Source organism: Pseudomonas sp. 29 (assembly GCF_002754355.1).
Lineage (GTDB): Bacteria > Pseudomonadota > Gammaproteobacteria > Pseudomonadales > Pseudomonadaceae > Aquipseudomonas > Aquipseudomonas neuropathica.
In genome coordinates, this window is sequence record NZ_PEEY01000001.1 from 101,149 (window position 1) to 120,775 (window position 19,627).

Consider the following 19,627-nt stretch of genomic DNA (forward strand, 5'->3'; position numbering starts at 1 on the left):
CTCACGGCGCAATCTTCAACGCCAGTCTGCCCCCGTCAAGGGCGGCTCGATGGTCCCGGTTTCGGCGTGACTCGATCACCTTCTTCGGCCTCATCGGCAAAACTCTGCAGATCGATGATCTCCCGACGTGTCAGCTCGAGCCGTTTCTGGGTGAGCAGCCGTTCCATCGCCTTGCCCAAATCTTCCAGTTCCCGATCGTACTGTCGCGCATCGATTTCACCCCGAGAAAGTCGATCATCCAACACACTCCAGCGCTCTTGGCGTTGCTGATCAACCGCGGAGTCTATCGCCTGCATCTCCAGCGGAAGGCGTTCCTCCAGATAGGTGATCCAGTAATCGCGGGCGATCATGCTCAGTGGCAGTGCGTCAGTTCGTTCCGCCTCGAGGATCGAGGCCCGGGTCTGATTCAGCAGTTCACCGCTGAGGGGTACGTCATAGAGCATGTATGTCGGCTGCCCGGGCAGATCCACCCCATCGCCCCAACCACCGGTCAGACCGATGCGATATTTCAGGCGCACCTCGGCACGATCCCTGCCCCGCCCTGCGGCGTCAGCCAGCGTCTCGATCCTGTCCAGACGAAACAATTGCCGGGACAGACGCAATAACGCCCGGCCCCTTAGCGCCATTCGATGCACCGGGATGTCGTGCAGTGCCCGATACACCGACACCCGCACTTCCAGATCGCTGAATGTCAGAATCCGCCCGTCCGGGCACGTGCCATGGCTTTCAGCGCCGAGAAACAGCAACTGGCGCAATTCGCTGTTCTCCGTGGCTGCTTGCATGACATCCCACATTCTGCGCGTCAGGTCGGCCGGTACCAGCCGGAAGTCGTCCGTGTCGCGCAACAAACGCAGCAGCTGAAAAAAACGCTGGTGATCGGGTTCTCGCGCCAGTTGCCCCCAAATGTCCGCTCTGCGAGCCGCGAGCGTCACATCGCTGTGCTGGAGCCACGGATCTCTTGATCTCGGTGCCACATCGTTGACCGGATCCAGGACCTCTTCGACAGGCAGCACAGCGGCGTCAGGATCGTCCAAGTCCACATTGCCGGCGGCGTCTTCGGGAATGCCGACCGGTTCTGCGCCACCGAACAGATCGCCGAAAAGGTGTGTGTCGATCATCGTCTCAATGTTTCGGCGTGACATTCCCAGCACGTGCAACGCCGACTGCTCACGCGCATAGCGGCGCATGTCCTGCAAAGCAGAAAGGGACAAGCGTCGATTCTCGGAGAGATTGGTCCCCTGGATCAGACGCTCGTGTTCGCCGTTGAACAATTCCCCGGGAATGTGGGTGAGTTCGTTGCCGCTCAGGTCCAAGCTGTGCAACTGCGGCGCCTCGAATACACGGCCAGGCCATGCGGTCAGGTGGTTATAGCGCAAGTCCAGAGTCTGGACGGCGCCAAAGTCGGGCGGGTTGAATACCCGAAGTTCGTTGTAGCCGACATCCAGCCTGCGAAGGCGCGCACGGGCCATCAACGGGTAAAGGTCCGTCGCGTCCGCGAGATCGCAATACTGCATCTCCAGGCGTTCAAGATGCTGCATCCGCAGGACCGGCCCAGGCACCGACACCAGGGGATTGCCACTGATATACAAGATTTCGACGTGGGGAAAAGCCCTGAGAAACCCATCCGAACCCCGTGTGGTCATGCCCACACCGCTCAGATCCAGCGTTCTGACTGCAGGGATCGGAACTGCCAGCTCCGGCAAATCACCGGTTTGCAGGCCTTGGAAATCCAGGTCCAGCCGGGCTCTGTCGACATGCTCTGTGAGTCCGTCCAGCCAGGCTTCGAAGAGGCGCCTCGCCGCGACCGATCGGTCTCGCACATTGATCCTGTACGTGTCCGTGCGCACTTCGCGGGTATACAGCCAGTCATTCGCTCGACGGACCAATGCCTCGCAAAGGTGCTGCCATTCGGTGATCCGTGCTTCGATCTGCGCATCGCTCGCCCCCGACGCCCGCAGATTCTGCAAGTGAAGTCGCGCTTGCTCGACCGGCATGATGCGAGTCAAACGTTGCAACTGCGCCGAGGGCCCCGTTTGCCCTTGAAGCACCGTCGCGGCTTCTGGAAGCGATAACATCAGGTCGATAAACGACCAGCCTGTTTCCGCAGGAGGGAAAAGCTCCGGCACCGGTTCTGCAGCGAATCGTGCCAGCGTGCCCGGCCCCAGGCCCCTTTGCTGCTCGATTCGCTGCAGCGCCCCGTGCAGGCTTGCTTCACCCTCAGGACTGAATACGTTACCGGCCAGGTTGGCTCTCATCAGCGCGTCGGGATGGGTCAACACCGACGGTGGCAGTGACGAGATCCAGTTGTCTCGCAGGTCGAGCCACGCCAACCGAGGCAGGTTTTCGGCACCGGCGGGCCAGGCACGCAACTGCGTCGATCTCAGGCCCAGGGCACGCAATCGGCTCAACAGGCTGACATCGATGTTGCCCAGCGGGTTGTTACTCAGATTCAACCTACTGAGACGCTGCAACCCGTTGATCTGCCGCTGCACAACAGGCGTTACCTCAATCCTGTTGCCCGATGCATCCAGATGCGTCAGCGCTGACAGCTCATCCGCCGCAAAGGGCAGCTCGGTGAAGGTATTACCGCTGAATTCAAGTGATTCGACATGACTGAATGCGCGGAGAAAGTGCCGAGCCTGTTCAATGGGGACGTCCAGCCTCCCCAGGCGCAGTGTACGCACGTGGGAGAAACTGCCTGCCGGCAGTGGCGGCAACTCGGTGATCAAGTCTGCAGCCGTCAATACGGCTTGGCCTGATCGGGTAACCGGCAGTTCAAATGTCGCCACGTTGGCGGTCAGGCCGTACCGTTGGCGAACCGTGCCATACCAGTTGGTCTTGAGCGCGTTCACAACGTCGGCGTTGGGCCCCATGGACCATTGCCGCCGAAGGGCAGCATAGCGTGTTCCATGCCGCAAGGCAGGTGTGTAGAACGCAGCGAAAATGGCTTCATGCTCCGCCCGAAGCTGTTCGATGGCGGTAACTCTTGCCTGCGGTGTCACCCAGGTCGCGTTGAACGCTTCGGATAACGGGTCAGTGAAACTCGGCATTGGCGCCATCGTATCGAGCTCGGCGCGGCAGAACTCGCCGACCATCTGATGCAGATCGAGCAGGTGGCCCAGTGGGCCGGAATATTGGCTGACGTATTCGTAAGCGCGCCGGAAGGTCGCCGGGGTCACCCTCGACCAGTCGAGCGCCAGCCCGGCCCAAAGTTGCTCGTGATCGTGATACAGCGATTCGGACAGCGTCTCTATCAACGTATGCGTCAAATCCAGACGCTCAAGATGCTCAAGGCGCTCGACGTACGCGGGCCATCGCCACAAGGCACGGGGCGCGTCAATGCGCAGGCTGCGCAGGCGGGTCAAGGGCGTCAGGTCAAGTTCATGCAGGGTGGCTGAGTCGACTCCTGAATAATCGATGCGCAGCGCTTCCAGCCTGACAAGCGAGCTGAGCCGTTGAGAAAAGCCTGGCGCCAGTAACGCCGCATCGGTGGAAAAACGCAGCCGGGTCAGTCCGGGCATCCGGCCGACCGCCTCCGGCAGGGTCGTCAGCGCGCCGGCCACAGACGTGGGGCGATCAGTCTGTTGCCCCAGCTCGCCGATCGACAAATCCGTGACATTCGGGAAGGCCACCAGAAAACCGTCCGCATGGGTATCCGTTATGCCCAGCCCCGCCACGGACAGTTCATTGATATGGGCAAAACGTGTGGAGAGCGCAGGCAACGGCGTATCGCATACCAGCGAGAGACGCCCGGCTTCCACCACTTGCCCGGCCAACGGGCCATTGCGCCAGGCATTTCTGAGTGCCTGAGCAACTTGCGCCCTGTGCAGCGCAGCCCGACTCCCGGTCGGGCCGGCCTGCCATTGCTCAAGGGTGGTATCGAGTCTTTCCCAATCCAACCGACGGAATTCCAGTTCGCGGAAGATCTGCGCATTACTTCTGCCGCGTTGCTGGGTGAGGAACGCCTCGGCCTGCCGCGCCTCCGGATAGAGATGCGCCACCCGTGACTCCAGCGATGGCGCAAGGCTTGGGCCACGGCCACTGGCATAATAGCCCTTGAGCCTTGCGCTCACCCGCACCGGTGGTTTGAACGCTTTGGCTTGCGGCGCGAGAACGTGCGCAGCTTGACGCCGATGAGCATGGGCCGAGCCGATAATTTTATGTTGCAGTTCGCTGCCAGGGCTTCCTTCCGGCAAGTCAATGGCCAGGCGTATGTCATAGGGCAGCGCCTGCAGGAGCGAATGATAGAAACTGTCCTCTGCACCCGACATCCTGCTGAGCGCTTCTGCGCGATCACCAAAGGCCTGATAAGCAGGCCCATTCTTGACCAGATAGCGTTTGACCGGTGCCGCTGGCTCACCGACGCTGTCGAGCACTGCGCCGGTTGTGCTGCCCTCGCGAATTTCCAGGCGCAATGTCTGCGGCCATCCTGGCAACTGTTCCAGAGCAAACAGTGCCAGCCTTCGGCTGTCTGCTGAAGCCAGGGTCTCGCTGTGCAAACCGGCGAACGCACGAACCTGGCGGCCTTGGCGAGCATGCCAGCGGGCCTCTTCGAGCATTTTCAAGGGGGATCGCCCGGTAGCGTCCATTCGGGCCAGTTCCGCCGCCGTTGCATGATCGAGCACATCCTGTGCGGCCGCATCGCTGAGTCCGGGACATTCACGCTGCAGCATGCGCCCACGTATGCCGAGCGGTTCGCTGCCTCTGTAAAGACTGTCGAAAATGGCCGACTGACGTGTATGGGCATAATCGGCGAGCCTGCGACTGAATGCGTCTGGCCTCGCTGGACGAAACTGCGCGTCGGCCGGGCCCAGTAGCTGGCCTACTTCGTTTTCCTGCAGCGCTGCCAGAATTCGCGCAGGCATTTCTCCGTTCAATACCTGCGCACGGCTGATACGGATGACCGGTTTGGGATCAAACCCGGGCAGGGTTGTCTGCGTACCGTACCGAGTCGACGATCCTTCGCCCTCGGCACCGACGAAAAACTCCAGTATCCGATCGGCCGGCCAGTGTGGCATTTCGGTGACCAACGGCAGTGCGTACAGATACCCCTCATCAATGGGCCTCGCTCCGCGCAGTTGCTCGATCATTTGCCTGGCTCCCCTATCGGCGCGAAACAGACGCATCGCGTCGTGCAATTCGGGAGGTGGCGGCAGATGATCCATGTGCATTTTGCGCAAGGCGTTGTCACTGACGGCGCTGATATCGGCCAGCATCAGCAGGGATTCATCGCTGAAGTCATCGGTGATGTGCCCCATGCGCCGCAGCAGTGTCAGTCGCTCCCAGTTCATCGGCTGTTCCAGCGCCAGCCGCCAGGCGCCCTGACCGTTATGACTCAGGACGGGCTGGTAAGCGTCGGCATCTGTGGGATGTTTGAGCCGCCATTGAGCGGTTGACTCGTCGAGTATCTGCTCGTAGAACCTTCCGCCGTGGCGAAAACAGATTTTGCCGTCGATCCGGTACTGCCCCTGTGCATTCGGCCGCACTGATCCACTCAACGTAAGGTGCTGTTCATAGCCAGTGAAGTCGGGCTTCCACAATCGGGTTTCGCCGCTGGGCAAAGTCACGGGGTGCAGTTGCTCCATCAGCGGCTCCGCTTTTACCGCCGTCAGCCATCTGAAACCCGCGCCGGCAGCCGCCATTACACCGATCTGCGCGAGGTTTTCCGCCACATCCACCAAGTGCGCCTTGGCGGCGTGCCTGTCACCCTCGCTCCATTCGACCACGCCCTCGATGGTTTCGAACAACAACTGGCCAGCCATCACCACGAGCATGATCTCGCCCAACACCGGCACAAACATCGACGCCACATTCAGCGCCAGGAGTCCGAATTGCAGCAGGCCTGACAGTTTGGCGTTTCGTGCACTGGCGTCCGCGTCGGCGGTTGGAACCGCGTGGCAGCGGGCATCCGCGAAGACCTTCTCGCGGTGCTTTTCGTAGAGATAGGTCCAAAGGTCGGAATTGGCAGCCCAGGGAAAAGCCTGCACGTGAGGCCTCAACGTGGCGGCAATATAAGGATCGGGCTCCGGCACCCTCTTCTCGTATTTGGGTGAGGTTTTCCAGATCTCGACAGCGGTCAGTGTGACTTCCAGTATTTTGCGCCAGGGCGACGTCAGCCAATCGGCCGCAGAGTCGGCAACCTTCACGAACTGGCTGAAATAGTAAGGACGTTTTTCGTAGGGCAAGAACTGGCTCAAAAACCGCTGGTAAGGCGTCGGACCGATGTCTGGCGACTGCCCTTGAACGCGAGCGGTAAGCAGCCGCTTGAAGGTGCTCTGCATTTGTGTGCCGGTATAGCGCTTCAGCGGATGTACGGGATCATTCGGCACGTAAAGAATCACTGCCTCGGTGGGGCGATTCCTTTCGGCGATCTTGAACGCAACACACCCCACCAACCTGTGCCTCATCAGGCTCAGGTCCTGAAACCAGACCTGATTGCGACCGATTCTGGGATGTCGCTCACCTCTGATGACAGAAATGATCATCGCGTGGTCTTCCGGCAGAATGTCCTTGGTCAACAAAGCTCGATCAGCCGCCGCGCGCATGGCTGATTTTTGGCTGGCAATGAACCGCCGGCGCAACCTCGCCTCGGCCTTGGGTTTTTTGGGATGGAAAAACGAATCGAGATAGGCCTGATACTTCGCACCGATATCCAGTTCACGGCACAGGCCAAGAAAGTTTCTGACCGACACGTTTACCGGCACAGCCATGTGGACCTCCGTGGCAGGGTTCTGGATTGCAAACCCGGAGCTGTGGTGAAACGCCCCGTACCGACATTCGTCACTTTCAAAGTTGTGCAGCGCAGCCTGCAGCAAAGGGAGCGTCAAGGATTCGTAAGTTCCGATTTCCTCGCCGAGGATACCGGCGCGTATGGGTCGCCGGAGGCATAACAGGGTTTTGTCGACATCAACCTCGACCTGAAAACGGCTTTTCAGCGCCTGCATCAGCATGGGTCGGGCGAACGCATCAATGTCCTTGAACGCCGCCATGGTCTGGTCCAATCGCGTTTGCGTGCTGAAACTGTGTCTGTAGGTTTCATGCAAAATACGACGTTGTGCCGGTGCCATCGCGCTATACCAGTGCGGCAGGACGGTCCTCGCCTGTTTGAACTCGGCCTTCTGAGGGCAGAAGCACCGATCAGCCATGGCGGCACCGCAGCCTCCAGAAAAGGCCCGTGCAGGCTCTCGGTAGCAGGCGGTGGTGCAGGCTTGTCCGTGGCTTGAGGAATAAGGAAATCGGGGGACATACATTGCTCCTATAAATGGAGCGACAGCACATCACTTGTATCGGTGGGTTGAGCGGTACAGGGTTATAGCAGTTGTAACGACGTGTCTGCGAACAGCCGAGCGCTATTTGACTATGCTTGAGAGGCACAACTTTCAGCGGAGGGATTTATGGACGATCCAGTCGACAACAAACCGCCGACCTTCTGGCAGATGCTGCACAGCGTGATGGCGGCGGCGTTCGGGGTGCAGAGCGGCAAGAACCGGGCAAGGGACTTCACCCATGGCAAACCCAGCCATTTCGTGATGCTGGGCATTCTGTTCACGGCGGTGTTTGCGCTGACGCTGTTTGCCATCGTCAAACTGGTGCTGCATTTCGCCGGGGTCTGACGCGGTCAGCGCATCAGGGTCTGCAAGGTGAACGGGTAGCGATACGACGCCGGTTGCCCCTTGGCCGAGAGCTTGCGGAAATTCACGCCGTAGTCCGGCGACGTGCCCATGGCCAGCATTTGCCGGGCGTGCGCTTTGTCGATCAATTGCAACAAGGGAATCTGCCGGTCACGGCCGCCGTAGTGATTCAAATCGACGCCTTGCTCAACATCATGCAACTCGACCAACGCCCAGCCACCCAGGGTGAAATGCCCGCCGACCAGCGCGCTCAAACGCCCGTCAACCAACGCCTGCAAGGCCGCCGGTGAGGTATTGACCGCACTGAACAAGGCATCTTTGCCGGGGACTTTGCCGGTCTCGGCGTAAGCGCGCATCGCGCCGAAGGCCATTTCATCATTGGCCGACCACACCAGCGACACCTTCGGGTAGCGGGCAAACAGCTGTTTGGCCTGCTCATAGGCGCGCTCTTGGGTCCAGCCGCTGTAGACCAATTGGCGCAGACGCATCTGTGGGTGTTCGGCCAGCGCTCGCTGCATGCCGCGCTCGCGCAATTGCGCCGAGGGGGTGACCTTCAACCCGGAGAATGCCAACACTTCAATCGGCTCAGCAGCGGGCGTCGGCGGGTGCAGGCGGATCAGTTCCTTCATCATCAGGTAACCACCCTCCTCGTCGTTCGGCACCAGGCTGCCGATGCGGTCGTTCCGCTCACCGACCAGCGCTTGCTGGTCAGGTGTCAGCGCCGCGTTGACCATAAACAGCTTCACGCCGCTGTTCTCGGCCAGGCGCAGAATTTGCGGGGCGACGTATTGTTCGTTGACGAACACCAGGTACTCGGGACGATTCGGCCCCTGCAACGCAATGCGCGCCTGAGCCAGGGTCAGTTCGGGTTGGCGTTGGGAATAGAGAATTTGCAGATCGATGCCCAGATCATGAGCGGCCGCCTGCATGAATTGCGAATAGCTGACCCAGAACGCTTCCTGCGTCGAGCCCGGATTCAAAAACAGCACAGACTCTGCCCGCGCGCCGGTCTGAAACAGCGCGCCGAACAACAGAAGACTGATGTGGACAAACTTGAACATGAAGCATCCAGGCCCAAGGAAAAATGGCCGCGCATTATAGCCCTCGTTCCACCGGCTATTGATGCCTGATCCCGTTTTTTGTCCGACAATCTGTCGGAAGCGGGCCCGGATGGGTCGTTTACTGATGACTGACCCAGAATACCGCTGTCCCTACTACGAGAATGATCAGGAACAAAATGGCCCACGCATCGACACTGCTGTCGCTTTTTCTTGCCTTGGTCGGATTGCTCATTGCATCGCCTCTTGTCGGTTTTGTCGGTGATTGCAGAAAGACTCGACCACAGTTAAGACGATGATTGTCCGCACGACAAATGTGGGTTAGTTGACAGCCATTCTCGTTAGGCGATTTGGTTCTTTACATATACTCAAACATCACTTTTGCGCATAACTGCAAACGGGTATATTGCCCCGGCTCCGTTAGGGAGTGCGCGGCCGTGCGCGCAGAATTGCAGAGGCACAATCGGACTCCAGCAAGCGAAAACGCAGTGCTACTCCGAATGGCCCAAGCCTGAGAACAGGACTTATATGTACGTATACGACGAGTACGATCAGCGGATCATCGAGGACCGCGTCAAGCAGTTCCGTGATCAGACCCGACGCTATCTGGCAGGTGAGCTGAGCGAAGAAGAATTCCGCCCCCTGCGCCTGCAAAATGGCCTGTACATCCAGCGCTTCGCGCCGATGTTGCGTGTGGCGGTGCCTTACGGCCAGCTGACTTCGCGTCAGACGCGCATGATGGCCAAGATTGCCCGCGACTACGACAAGGGCTACGCCCACATCAGTACGCGGCAGAACGTGCAGTTCAACTGGCCGGCGGTGGAAGACATCCCGGACATTCTGGCTGAACTGGCCACCGTGCAGATGCACGCGATCCAGACCAGCGGCAACTGCCTGCGCAACGTCACCACCGACCAGTTCGCCGGTGTCGCTGCCGACGAAGTGATCGACCCGCGCCCATGGTGTGAGATCGTTCGTCAGTGGACCACGTTCCACCCGGAATTCGCCTACCTGCCGCGTAAGTTCAAGATCGCCGTCAACGGTTCGACCGCTGACCGTGCGGCCATTGAAGTTCACGACATCGGCCTTGAGCCGGTGCACAACGCCGCTGGTGAGCTGGGTTTCCGTGTGCTGGTCGGTGGCGGCCTCGGTCGTACTCCGGTGGTCGGCGCGTTCATCAACGAATTCCTGCCGTGGCAGGACCTGTTGAGCTACCTCGACGCGATCCTGCGCGTGTACAACCGCTACGGCCGTCGCGACAACAAATACAAGGCGCGGATCAAGATTCTCGTCAAAGCGCTCACGCCGGAAGTGTTCGCACAGAAAGTCGATGCGGAAATGGAACACCTGCGCGGTGGCCAGACCACTTTGACCGAGGCTGAACTGCATCGCGTCGCCAAGCACTTCGTCGACCCGGACTACAAGGCGCTGGACAACCAGACCGCGCAACTGGCCGAGCTGGACAAAGAACATCCAGGCTTCGCTCGCTGGCGCACCCGCAACACCCTGGCGCACAAAAAGCCGGGTTACGTGGCCGTGACCCTGTCGCTGAAACCAACCGGCGTTGCCCCGGGCGATATCACTGACAAACAGCTCGACGCCGTCGCCGATCTGGCCGACCGCTACAGCTTTGGTCAACTGCGCACCTCGCACGAGCAGAACATCATTCTTGCCGACGTCGAGCAAAGCCAGTTGTTTGCCCTGTGGGGTGAGCTGCGTGAAGGCGGTTTCGCCACGCCTAACATCGGTTTGCTGACCGACATCATCTGCTGCCCTGGCGGTGATTTCTGCTCGCTGGCCAACGCCAAGTCGATCCCGATTGCCGAGTCGATCCAGCGTCGCTTCGACGACCTCGACTACCTGTTCGACATCGGTGAACTGGACCTGAACATCTCTGGTTGCATGAACGCTTGTGGTCACCACCACGTCGGCCACATCGGCATCCTCGGGGTGGACAAGAAAGGCGAAGAGTTCTATCAGGTCTCCCTCGGCGGCAGTGCCAGCCGTGATGCGAGCCTGGGCAAGATCCTCGGCCCGTCCTTCGCCCAGGAAGCCATGCCGGACGTGATCTCGAAGCTGATCGACGTGTACGTTGAACAACGTACCGAAGACGAGCGCTTCATTGACACCTACCAGCGTATTGGCATCGACCTCTTCAAGGAACGCGTCTATGCAGCGAATCATTAAGAACAACGCGGTCGTCGACGAAACCTGGCACTTGCTGCCCAAGGATTTCAACATCGACGAGATCAGCAACTGCGACGACCTGATCGTGCCGCTGCAACTGTGGCGTGAACACAGTCGCATGCTCAAGGCTCGCGACGGTGGTCTGGGTGTGTGGCTGGACGCCGACGAAGAAGCCGAGGAAATCGGTGAAGACGTCGCCGAGTTCCAGGTGATTGCCCTGAACTTCCCGGCTTTCACTGACGGCCGCAACTACTCCAACGCCCGCCTGCTGCGCGACCGTTACGGTTTCAAAGGTGAACTGCGGGCGATTGGTGACGTGCTGCGCGATCAGCTGTTCTACATGCACCGCTGTGGTTTCGACGCCTTTGCCGTGCGTGCGGACAAAGACCCGTACGAAGCTTTGGAAGGTCTCAAGGACTTTTCGGTGACCTATCAGGCCGCCACCGACGAACCGCTGCCGCTGTTCCGTCGCCGCTGAAGGTTTGCTGCGGACAAAAAAACGCCGGTCATGTGACCGGCGTTTTTTTATGCCTGCTCGAATTACCAGAAGCGCTGCTGGGTCAGACGACTCCACCAGCTCAGCAGTACGCGGTCGACCGAGCCGCTGGCGGCCATGCCAATACGTTCCTGCAAGCTTTTGCGCTCGGCGTAGTGCAGGTGGTAGACCTCAGCCTTTTTCGCCCGGTCGGCCAGGTATTCATCACTGGTCTTTAGTTCATCGACCAGTTGTTTATCCAGCGCCGCGACGCCGAGCCAGACTTCACCGGTAGCCACGTCGTCAATCGCCAGTTGCGGGCGATAGCGGGCCACGAAGTTCTTGAACAGTTGATGGGTGATGTCCAGGTCTTCCTGAAACTTCTCCCGGCCCTTCTCGGTGTTTTCGCCAAACACGGTCAGGGTGCGCTTGTATTCACCGGCGGTGAGGACTTCAAAGTCGATGTCGTGTTTCTTCAGCAAGCGGTTGACGTTGGGCAGCTGTGCAACCACGCCGATCGAGCCGAGAATCGCGAACGGCGCGCTGATGATCTTTTCGCCGATGCACGCCATCATGTAGCCGCCGCTGGCCGCGACCTTGTCGATGCACACGGTCAACGGTACGCCGGCCTCGCGGATACGCGCCAGTTGCGATGATGCCAGACCATAGCTGTGAACCATGCCGCCGCCGCTTTCCAGACGCAGGACCACTTCGTCCTTTGGCGTGGCGAGCGTCAGCAACGCAGTGATTTCGTGGCGCAGGCTTTCGGTGGCGGAAGCTTTGATGTCGCCGTCGAAATCGAGGACGAATACGCGGGATTTGGCGTCAGGTTGTTTCTTCTGCTTTTTCGCGCTTTTTTCGGACTTGGCTTCGCCTTTGCGCAAAGCCTTGAGCTGATCCTTGTCGAGCAACGTCTGCTCCAGGCGCTCACGCAGGCCCTTGTAGAAATCATTGAGTTTGCTGACCTGCAACTGACCGGCCGATTTGCGCCGGCCCTTGCTGCGCAATGCGGCAAAACTGGCAAGCACCACCAGAATGGCAACTACCAGGGTGACGGTCTTGGCCAGGAAGCTGGCGTATTCGGTGAAAAACTCCACAAAGACTCCTTAAACGATGCGCGGATGTGAGACACACGCGGGATGGCTCCAGCATACCCATGCGTCGGCTTGTCGGCCAGCCGTGAAACCTCTGGCAACACCCCTGTAACAGGCATTTCAAACAAGCGTATGTTTTTTCATTGACAGCTACCCGTCATCCTCATAACCTCGCCACAACCTTCAACGTACCGGGATGACGCGGACGTGGGCAGCATCTACTTGATACGACATGGCCAGGCCTCCTTTGGTGCAGACGACTATGACGTCCTGTCGCCGACCGGTGTGCGTCAGGCAGAAATCCTCGGTCAGCACCTCGCTGAACTGGGCATCAGCTTCGATCGCTGCCTCGCCGGTGACCTGCGTCGCCAACAGCACACGGCCACCAGCGCGCTGGCGCAATACGCCGCCAAAGGCCTGCCGGTGCCGACCCTGGAAACCGATTCTGCGTTCAACGAATTCGATGCCGACGCGGTCATTCGTGCGCTGCTCCCGGACATGCTGGCGGACGAGCCGGAAGCCCTCGACATCCTGCGCAACGCCGCACAGAACCGTGGCGAATTCCAACGGATTTTCGCCTTGATCATCGAGCGCTGGCTGGCCGGCACTTTTGACACCCCGGGGCTGGAAAGCTGGCTGGGTTTCGTCGAACGGGTTCAGGCCGGGTTACACCGAATCCTTGAACAGGCCGGCGACAAACAGAAAATCGCCGTGTTCACCTCCGGCGGCACCATCACCGCCCTGCTCCACCTCATTACGCAAATGCCTGCCAGACAGGCCTTTGAATTGAACTGGCAAATCGTCAACACCTCGCTCAACCAGCTGAAGTTCCGCGGTCGCGAGGTGGCTTTGGCCTCCTTCAACAGTCATGCACACCTGCAGCTGTTGAAGGCACCGGAACTCATCACTTTCCGCTGAGTCCGGTTAACTGTGAACCTTGCTGTAATCAACCCATAAGGATCGAACCATGACCTCCGTAGCCGATGCCGTAAAAGCAATGCAAGCCAAGTTCAACCCAGCCGCTGCTGCCGGTCTGGATCTGGTTTTCGGTTTCAACATCACTGACGAAGACAAGCAGTACTCGCTGATCGTCAAAGACGGCACCTGCGATATCCAGGAAGGCGAGAACCCGGACGCCAACTGCACGCTGGTACTGGATAGCGAAACCCTGAAAGGTATCGTCAGCGGCGAAACCGACGGCATGCAGGCTTTCATGGGCGGCAAGCTGCGCGTTGAAGGCGACATGATGCTGTCGATGAAACTGTCCGAGCTGTTCCCGTCGTAATAGCGCGTTCAGTGACACAAGAATCCCGCCCCCAGTGGCGGGATTTTTGCGTTTCGGCCCTGTAGGAACTGCGGCACGCTGCGATCTTTTGATCTGGCTTTTTAGAACGCAAAGTCAAAAGATCGCAGCCTCGTTTCACTCGACAGCTCCTACAGGGTTACCCGGTGAACGAAGCGGCCAGCAACTCTCGGGTATACGGATGCTGCGCGGCATGAAACAGCGCATTCGTCTCGCCACGCTCCACCACCTCACCGTCCTTCATCACAATCAAGTCATGGGCCAACGCGCGCACCACCGCCAGGTCGTGGCTGATGAACAGATAGGTCAAGCCGTGTTCCGCCTGCAAACGCCGCAATAACGCGACTATCTGTTTTTGCACCGTGCGATCCAGTGCCGAGGTCGGCTCATCCAGCAGGATCAAGTCAGGCTTGAGCACCAGCGCCCGGGCAATGGCGATGCGTTGCCGCTGACCACCGGAAAACTCGTGGGGATAGCGATGGCGGGTGGCCGGATCAAGACCGACTTCACGCAGCACTTCGATCACCGCCCTCTCACGCTCATCGGCGTTCAAATCACTGTGCACCTGTAAACCTTCGGCGATGATCTGCTCCACGCACAAACGTGGACTGAGGCTGCCGAACGGATCCTGAAACACCACTTGCAGACGTTTGCGCAGCGGCCTGAGTTGCTTGCCGCTCAAGTGCTCCAGCGCCTCGCCCTGAAAGCGGATGCTGCCCTGGGCATCCAGCAAACGCAGAATCGCTTGGCCCAGCGTCGACTTGCCGGAACCGGACTCGCCAACAATGCCCAGGGTTTTGCCGCGCTGAAGATTCAAATCAATGCCGTTGACCGCGTGCAACCAAGACTTCGCGCGCAGCCAGCCACCGCCCAAACGGAAGCGCACATTGAGATCGCGCACCTCCAGCAAATCCTCAGCGGGTTCCCGACACAACGCCTCGCCACCCGGCTCGGCGTTGAGCAACTCAATGCTGTAAGGATGCTGCGGCGTGCTGAACAACTGTTCACAAGGCGCCTGCTCGACGATCAATCCTCCACGCATGACTGCCACCCGCTGAGCGATATTGCGCACCAGATTCAGATCATGACTGATGATCAACAGCGCCATTCCCAGGCGCTCCTGCAGTTCTTTGAGCAGCAACAAAATCTTGCGTTGCACGGTCACGTCCAGCGCAGTGGTCGGCTCGTCGGCAATCAACAACTGTGGCTCGCAGGCCAGCGCCATGGCGATCATCACCCGTTGTCGCTGACCGCCCGACAATTGATGCGGATAAGCCTTGAGCCGTTCGCGCGGACGTTGAATGCCCACCAGTTCGAGCAATTGCACAATTCGCTGACGCGCCGCCGCCCCGGCCAGCCCCTTGTGCAGCGCGAGGCTTTCGCCCAGTTGCCGCTCAATCGTGTGCAAAGGGTTCAGTGAGCTCATCGGCTCCTGAAAAATCATCGCGATGCGGTTGCCACGCAATTGGCGCAAGTAGCGCTCATGTACGCCAAGCAACTCCTCGCCAACATAGCGGATGCTGCCATCAATCTGCGTGATGGCCGGGTCAAGCAATTGCAGAATGCTGTGCGCCGTCACCGATTTACCGGAGCCGGATTCCCCGACCAGCGCAAGACATTCGCCGGGGCGGATATCAAGGTCGATGCCGTGCACCACAGACTGGCCATTGAAGGCGACGCGCAGGTCGCGTATTTCGATCAGATGTTCGGGCATATCAAGTCCTCGGATCAAACGCATCGCGGCAGGCTTCGCCGATGAATACCAGCAGTGAAAGGATCAGCGCCAAGGCAAAGAACGCGGTCAGGCCAAGCCACGGTGCTTGCAGATTGCTTTTGCCCTGACCGATCAACTCGCCCAGCGAAGCGCTGCCGGCCGGCATGCCGAAACCGAGAAAATCCAACGCCGATAACGTCGCGATCGCCCCGGTAAGAATGAACGGCAGGTAGGTCAGCGTCGCGCTCATGGCATTGGGCAGGATGTGCCGAACGATCACCTGCGCATCGCCCACCCCCAGCGCGCGTGCCGCTTTCACATATTCCAGGCCACGGCTGCGCAGAAACTCGGCCCGCACCACATCGACCAGGCTCAACCAGGAAAACAGCGCCATGATCCCCAGCAACCACCAGAAATTCGGCTCGACGAACCCGGACAGAATGATCAGCAGGTACAACACCGGCAGCCCCGACCAGACCTCCAGCAAGCGCTGACCGATCAGGTCGACCCACCCACCGTAGTAGCCCTGCAATGCCCCGGCGGCGATGCCGATCAGCGCACTCGCCGCGGTCAGCGCCAAGGCAAACAGCAGCGATACACGTGTGCCGAAAATCACCCGCGCCAGCACGTCGCGCGCCTGATCATCAGTGCCCAGCCAGTTGTAGCCACTGGGCGGACTCGGTGCCGGCTCCGTGAGGTCGTAATTGACCGTGTCGAACGCGAACGGGATCGGCGCAAACCACAACCGCCCGCCCTGCCCCTCGATCAATTGCCGCACCTGCGCGCTACGATAGTCCGGTTGAAACGGCAACTCGCCGCCGAAATCCTGCTCGGTGTAACGCTTGAACGCCGGGAAATACCATTCGCCCTGATACGTCACCAGCAGCGGTTTGTCATTGGCCACCAACTCACCGCCGAGGCTCAGGCCGAACAGCGCGAGAAACAGCCACAACGACCACCAACCACGGCGATGCGCCTTGAAGCGCGCCCAGCGGCGCTGGCCGATGGGAGATAATGTCAGCATCAGGCAGCCCTCGCGGTGAAGTCGATGCGCGGGTCGACCAGCGTGTAGCAAAGGTCGCCGAGCAGTTTTATCAGCAGGCCAAACAGGGTGAAGATAAACAGCGAGCCGAACACCACCGGATAATCGCGCGCGACTGCCGCTTCGTAACTGAGGCGGCCGAGACCATCGAGGGAAAAGATCACTTCGATCAGCAACGAGCCGCCGAAGAACACCGTCACCAACGCTTGCGGCAAACCGGCGACGACCAGAAGCATCGCGTTGCGAAACACATGGCCGTACAACACCTGCCTTTGGCTCAGCCCTTTGGCGCGCGCGGTCACCACGTACAGTCGCGAGATCTCGTTGAGAAAGCTGTTCTTGGTCAGGATCGTCAACGTGGCGAACCCCCCAATGACCAAGGCAATCACCGGCAGCACCAAATGCCAGAAATAGTCGGCCACTTTGGCCCACGGCGACAGCTCGGCGAAGTTGTCCGAGACCAGCCCGCGCACCGGAAACCAGTCCAGCGCCGTGCCACCGGCAAACACCACGATCAGCAGCAGAGCGAAAAGGAATCCCGGCAACGCATAGCCGATGATGATCGCCACGCTGCTCCAGACATCGAACGCCGAGCCGTTATGCACAGCCTTGCGAATGCCCAGCGGAATTGACACCAGATAGGTGATCAACGTCGCCCACAGGCCCAGCGACAAAGTCACCGGCAGCTTCTGCCAGATCAGTTCCGTGACGCTGGCACCGCGAAAGAAACTCTGCCCGAAATCCAGTCGCGCATAGCTTTTGAGCATCAGCCACAAGCGCTCGCTGGCGGGTTTGTCGAAGCCGTACTGACGCTCGATATCGGCCACCAGTTTCGTGTCCAGCCCCCGGGTGGCACGAGACTCGCCACCAACAGTTTCGACATGGCTGGAACCCACCGCCGCGCCGACGCCAATGCCCTGCAAGCGCGCGATGGCCTGCTCGACCGGGCCACCGGGCGCGGCTTGCACGATAACGAAATTGACCAACAGGATCGCGAGCAAGGTCGGCACGATCAGCAGCAGACGCCGCAGGCTATAGCCCCACATGGCTGTACTCCTTGGGCATCTGCGCTGATGTCAGTGCAGTCGGGCTGATTTCCCACCAGGTGTCGAGACCGGCGTCGTAGAGCGGGGCAATCGCCGGTCGGCCGAAGCGGTTCCACCACACTGTGGAAATTCCCGGCGGGTAATAGTTGGGTACCCAGTAATAGCCCCACTGCAACACCCGATCCAGTGCATGAGCGTGGCGCAGCAGACTCTGGCGATTGTCGGCCTGCACCAGCCCTTCGAGCAGTGCATCGACTGCCGGATCGCACAGCACCATGTAATTGTTCGAGCCGGGGTCAGCGGCGCCATCGGAGCCGAAGTAATTGAACATCTCGCGCCCTGGCGCCTGACTCACCGGGTAACCGGCGACGATCATGTCGTAGTCGCGATTGCGCACGCGGTTGGTGTATTGCGCGGTGTCGACCTGGCGGATATCAAAGCCGATGCCGATCTGCGCCAGGTTGCGTTTGAACGGCAATAACAGCCGTTCGAAACCTTTCTGGCCATTGAGAAAGGTAAAGTGCAGAGGTTCGCCATTGACGTTCACCAACTGATCGCCCTGAGGTTTCCAGCCAGCGGCTTCGAGTAGCTTCAGTGCCTGCAACTGTTCGCTGCGGACGTTGCCGCTGCCGTCGGTTTTCGGTACTTCAAACACCGTGGTGAAAACTTCATCGGGAATCTGTCCGCGCAACGGTTCCAGAATCTTCAGCTCTTCGGCATCCGGCAATGCAGTGGCCGCCAGCGCGCTGTGGGAGAAGTAGCTGCGCTGACGCAGGTACATGCTGCGCATCATCTGCCGGTTGCTCCATTCGAAATCCCAGAGCATGGCGATTGCCTGGCGCACGCGACGATCCTGAAACGGCGGTTTCTGCAGGTTGAACACAAAGCCCTGCGCGCCTTGCGCAGCACCGGGTGCGAGGTGTTCACGAAGCAATTTGCCTTGCTCGAGTGCAGCGCCCGCGTAGCCGATGGTGAAACTGGTGGCGGAAAACTCGCGGTTGTAATCGAAGCCGCCGGCCTTGAGCACCTGCCGTGACACGTCGGTGTCGGCGAAGAACTCCACACTCAGTTGATCGAAGTTGTAGAGGCCGCGAGTGATCGGCAGATCCTTGGCCCACCAATCCTGTACCCGTTGAAATTTCACGCTGCGCCCGGCATCTACCGCGCTGATGCGATACGGGCCACTGCCCGGCGGAATCTCGAAACCGCCGCCCTCGGCGAAATCACGTGTCCGCCACCAATGTTCGGGCAGCACCGGCAGTGTCGCCAGGTCCAGCGGCAAGGTGCGGCTGTCGTTGTTCTTGAAGAGGAAGCGCACTTGCGTCGGCGACTCGACGATGACCTCGGCGACATCGCGAAACTGCTGGCGGTATTTGAGGCTGCCCTGGGTGATGAACAGGTTGAAGGTGTAGCGCACGTCTTCGGCGGTGATCGGTGTACCGTCGTCGAAACGTGCCTTTGGGTTCAGGTAAAAACGCAGCCAGCGGCGATCCGGATCGAGCTCCATCTGCTGCGCCACCAGACCATAGACGCTGTAGGGTTCGTCCTTGCTGCGATAGGCCAGTGGCGCGTAGAGCCAGCCATCGATGTCGGCCACACCAGTGCCTTTGTCGGTGTAAGGAATCAGGTGATCGAACGGGCCGCTTTCCAGGGAAGACCGGCGCAGGCTGCCGCCCTTCGGTGCGTCGGGGTTGGCGTAGGCCAGGTGCTGGAAGTCGGGGGCGTATTTGGCGGCTTCGCCGTAGACGGTCAACGCCACTTGCGGGGCGGCCAAACTGAACGGCGTTAAAAGCGCACATGCGCTGAACAAAATAAGCCTTGAGAACATGGGCAGATCCTTTTACACGGTGCTGCTACTGGCCTCTTCGCGAGCAGGCTCACTCCTACAGGGTCTGCGGTGAACACAAATCCAATGTAGGAGTGAGCCTGCTCGCGATAGCACCAGAACAGTCAACACACATCCTGCCTACCTGTGATGTGCAACAGGCCGGCGATTTTTATAGAGCAGGCTTTAGATCAATAACTGACTAAAATCCGCACCAACTGCGAAAACCTGGTCTGTAGGAGCTCCCGAAGG

Annotated in this window: 12 protein-coding genes; 5 read left to right on the forward strand and 7 right to left on the reverse strand. The window is 59.7% G+C overall.

The annotated features are described in order from the left end of the window. Window positions 1-35: 35 nt before the first annotated feature. Complete coding sequence (locus CLU80_RS00525) at window positions 36-7,145, reverse strand: NEL-type E3 ubiquitin ligase domain-containing protein (RefSeq protein WP_286079686.1); 7,110 nt, start codon at window positions 7,143-7,145, stop codon at window positions 36-38. Between the two features lie 249 nt (window positions 7,146-7,394). Between CLU80_RS00525 and CLU80_RS00530 the strand changes: the two genes are divergently transcribed. Further along, window positions 7,395-7,613: a DUF2970 domain-containing protein gene (locus CLU80_RS00530; RefSeq protein WP_016983294.1), complete on the forward strand. Its 219-nt coding sequence runs from the start codon at window positions 7,395-7,397 to the stop codon at window positions 7,611-7,613. Between the two features lie 5 nt (window positions 7,614-7,618). Here CLU80_RS00530 and CLU80_RS00535 read toward each other — a convergent pair whose 3' ends face one another. After that, the gene (locus tag CLU80_RS00535; protein WP_099756455.1) at window positions 7,619-8,692 is read right to left on the reverse strand and encodes an ABC transporter substrate-binding protein; all 1,074 of its coding nucleotides are present in this window, start codon (window positions 8,690-8,692) and stop codon (window positions 7,619-7,621) included. 525 nt (window positions 8,693-9,217) lie between these two features. On the opposite strand from CLU80_RS00535, the gene CLU80_RS00540 reads away from it, so the two are divergent. Both CLU80_RS00540 and CLU80_RS00545 read left to right on the forward strand, forming a co-directional pair. Next, window positions 9,218-10,876 (forward strand): nitrite/sulfite reductase, encoded by a 1,659-nt coding sequence (locus CLU80_RS00540; RefSeq protein WP_095126375.1) that lies wholly within the window; start codon window positions 9,218-9,220, stop codon window positions 10,874-10,876. Continuing rightward, window positions 10,860-11,354: a DUF934 domain-containing protein gene (locus tag CLU80_RS00545; protein WP_093430863.1), complete on the forward strand. Its 495-nt coding sequence runs from the start codon at window positions 10,860-10,862 to the stop codon at window positions 11,352-11,354. Before CLU80_RS00540 ends, CLU80_RS00545 begins: the two co-directional genes overlap by 17 nt. A 62-nt stretch (window positions 11,355-11,416) precedes the next feature. Here the strand turns inward: CLU80_RS00545 and sohB are convergent, their stop codons facing one another. Continuing rightward, on the reverse strand, window positions 11,417-12,448 hold the full coding sequence (gene sohB, locus CLU80_RS00550; RefSeq protein WP_093430860.1) for a protease SohB: 1,032 nt from the start codon (window positions 12,446-12,448) through the stop codon (window positions 11,417-11,419). A 204-nt stretch (window positions 12,449-12,652) separates the two neighbouring features. Here sohB and CLU80_RS00555 point away from each other — a divergent pair, with 204 nt between their 5' ends. After that, window positions 12,653-13,363 carry a histidine phosphatase family protein gene (locus tag CLU80_RS00555; RefSeq protein WP_095047836.1) on the forward strand — a complete coding sequence of 237 codons (711 nt, stop codon included), beginning with the start codon at window positions 12,653-12,655 and terminating at the stop codon, window positions 13,361-13,363. A 49-nt stretch (window positions 13,364-13,412) separates the two neighbouring features. After that, window positions 13,413-13,730, forward strand: a complete 318-nt coding sequence (locus tag CLU80_RS00560) for an SCP2 sterol-binding domain-containing protein (protein WP_007912567.1) — start codon at window positions 13,413-13,415, stop codon at window positions 13,728-13,730. 157 nt (window positions 13,731-13,887) lie between these two features. On the opposite strand, the gene CLU80_RS00565 is transcribed toward CLU80_RS00560, so the two are convergent. The 4 genes from CLU80_RS00565 to CLU80_RS00580 are packed head-to-tail and all read right to left on the reverse strand — an operon-like array spanning window position 13,888 to window position 19,378. Next, the gene (locus tag CLU80_RS00565) at window positions 13,888-15,462 is read right to left on the reverse strand and encodes an ABC transporter ATP-binding protein (RefSeq protein WP_099756456.1); all 1,575 of its coding nucleotides are present in this window, start codon (window positions 15,460-15,462) and stop codon (window positions 13,888-13,890) included. 1 nt (window position 15,463) lies between these two features. Beyond that, a complete protein-coding gene (locus CLU80_RS00570; protein ID WP_099756457.1) occupies window positions 15,464-16,486 on the reverse strand; it encodes an ABC transporter permease in 1,023 nt (340 codons plus the stop codon). Continuing rightward, a complete protein-coding gene (locus CLU80_RS00575; RefSeq protein ID WP_099756458.1) occupies window positions 16,486-17,550 on the reverse strand; it encodes a microcin C ABC transporter permease YejB in 1,065 nt (354 codons plus the stop codon). The genes CLU80_RS00570 and CLU80_RS00575 overlap by 1 nt, the downstream gene beginning before the upstream one ends. Beyond that, the gene (locus CLU80_RS00580) at window positions 17,537-19,378 is read right to left on the reverse strand and encodes an extracellular solute-binding protein (RefSeq protein ID WP_099756459.1); all 1,842 of its coding nucleotides are present in this window, start codon (window positions 19,376-19,378) and stop codon (window positions 17,537-17,539) included. Before CLU80_RS00580 ends, CLU80_RS00575 begins: the two co-directional genes overlap by 14 nt. Window positions 19,379-19,627: the final 249 nt, after the last annotated feature.